Genomic DNA, 1353 nt, shown 5'->3' with positions numbered 1-1353 from the left:
GAATTTTCTGTTTTCTTATTTTTCCTTTTATAAAGAAAAACGAATACTCTTGAACAGAGGTAGTAAACATCCATTTTTTTACTATAACTGTTGACGAGTGTGACAGAGGCGGGAAACCCTTTATGGGACCGCTTTTCCTGCGATTTTTCGTAGCCATAAGTGAGCGGATTTCCATGGAGCTGCCTTCAGTAAACGACTAATTTGTAAGTACGTTCTCGAACTATTCGTGTTCAGTTGTGCCAGTACATGCAGGCAATAGACAATCATCGCGATGTACACCTGATTATGCACGCCTTGTTCGCTTTGTGCGTAGAACTTTTTAATAGTCAAGTGCTGCTTCAGCCATTTAAAAAATAGCTCGATTGCCCAGCGCGACTTATATAACTCAGCGATTTCGTCAGCGCTTAAATCAAATCGATTCGTGATCAGATGCAGTTCGTTTCCTTTTGAATCGAGCACTTTGATGAGGCGAAAAGCGTTTTCTGCACGGTTTTGTGGTGTACCAATCAAAACCATTTCATCTGAAAACACAAGCGAGTCTTCAGGCAGTTTAAATGGCTCGATTACACGAATGACAGCGTTTTTTCGTAAGCGTGACACAAAGACATACCCATCGTCTGTCATGCGGTCAAATCGTTCATAATCCAAGTAACCCCGGTCAAAGACGTACATGCATTCTTTGTCGTCAACGAGTACTTCCAGCTGACCACGATCATGTTCTTTCGCGTTTGTCAGCACCGCTTTATCTGGATAGGAACAGCCTTTTTCTGCGTAAACAAGACGTAAATGAAGCTTGATGCCCGACTTTGTTTTACGGAATTCAGCCCACTTATGGTTTTTCAAGTTCAATGGCAACGTACTCGAGTCGATAATTTTCAGTGGTGTTGTCGTTTCTCGGCGCTGCTCATAATGTGATTTCTCGTGAATTTGGGCAACTAAATCCAAAAATACCTGTTGGAACACTTCAGTCGGCACTTGATTTAATCGGCGTCCGAGCTGCGAAAAGCTAATCGCTTCTAAATGCGTCGCTTTTTGAAGGTCGTCAGAAAATAATGTCTCACTGACTGCACGCAGACTCTCGGTTTCATTGAGCTGAGCGAATACGAACAATTTCAAGAATGACGCAATGTGTAGCTTCTTTGTATAGGAATTTAATTGATAGCTTTCAACCAATTCCTCGAGTTTTGTGGAGAAAATCGGTGAAAACCATTGTTCAAATGATGTTTTTCGTGTAAACTTATCCATGCTTATTGTCCTTTATTTTGGATTTGGATGGTTTAGTACCTCCCAACCATTATAAAGGCTTTTTTATGCAAAGATAAAATTACTGAAAATTTAGATTTTTATAAAGCG

At 40.6% G+C, this 1353-nt stretch carries 1 protein-coding gene; it reads right to left on the bottom strand.

Going from position 1 to position 1353, the window contains the following annotated elements:
- Positions 1–120: 120 nt before the first annotated feature.
- A complete protein-coding gene (locus tag BFL01S_RS19610) occupies positions 121–1245 on the bottom strand; it encodes an IS4-like element IS4Bsu1 family transposase (RefSeq protein ID WP_061786722.1) in 1125 nt (374 codons plus the stop codon).
- Positions 1246–1353: the final 108 nt, after the last annotated feature.

It is taken from the genome of Priestia flexa NBRC 15715, from assembly GCF_001591565.1.
In the GTDB taxonomy this organism is placed as follows: domain Bacteria; phylum Bacillota; class Bacilli; order Bacillales; family Bacillaceae_H; genus Priestia; species Priestia flexa.
The sequence above is the reverse complement of the archived record's forward strand: the minus strand, read 5'-3'. Positions and strand labels throughout refer to the sequence as shown.

Excerpts from the sequence above, each read along its gene's own strand:
- BFL01S_RS19610 (WP_061786722.1), bottom strand. The coding sequence starts at position 1,245 with ATGGATAAGTTTACACGAAAAACATCATTTGAACAATGGTTTTCACCG.